Source organism: Shewanella sp. SR44-3 (assembly GCF_014163735.1).
Classification (GTDB): domain Bacteria; phylum Pseudomonadota; class Gammaproteobacteria; order Enterobacterales; family Shewanellaceae; genus Shewanella.
In genome coordinates, this window is the sequence record NZ_JACJDV010000104.1 from 1 (window position 1) to 583 (window position 583).

The following is a 583-nucleotide window of genomic DNA, read 5'->3' on the forward strand; positions in this document are numbered from 1 at the left end:
TCTGTCCTAATGTATGTATCTCTTAAAGAGAATGGTGGAGCTATGCGGGATCGAACCGCAGACCTCCTGCGTGCAAGGCAGGCGCTCTCCCAGCTGAGCTATAACCCCTTACATACAGTCGAGAAACACATCACGGCTCCAATCATAATGATTGGCGAAGCCAAATCGCATTCTAATCAAGGCAGTTTAATGCGACGTTTAGCCTGCTAAACGAGTATTAAACTAACAAAGAGTAGAAAAGATTTGGTGGGTCAGAGTGGACTTGAACCACCGACCTCACCCTTATCAGGGGTGCGCTCTAACCAGCTGAGCTACAGACCCATTCTTTTTGGTCTTTTGAACCTTACTCAGCGTTACTTTCTTCGTTTCTCAGTCATGTGCTAAACGCACACTCCCTGCGAGACTCATCAAGTGCCTTGATTAAGAATCAAAATCCTCAAAAATACCTTTCGATATCTTTCTCTTTCTTTCTATCAAGTAATCTGTGTGAACACTCAAGGCGATTGCTCGCTTTCAGGTATGAGTTAGTCGTATAGGTAAGGAGGTGATCCAGCCCCAGGTTCCCCTAGGGCTACCTTGTTAC

Annotated in this window: 2 tRNA genes; both read right to left on the minus strand. The window is 45.6% G+C overall.

Annotated features, from left to right (window positions below):
- Positions 1 to 32 precede the first annotated feature (32 nt).
- Positions 33 to 108 (minus strand) — tRNA-Ala (locus H5073_RS18000).
- 136 nt (positions 109 to 244) lie between these two features.
- Positions 245 to 321 (minus strand) — tRNA-Ile (locus tag H5073_RS18005).
- Positions 322 to 583 lie beyond the last annotated feature (262 nt).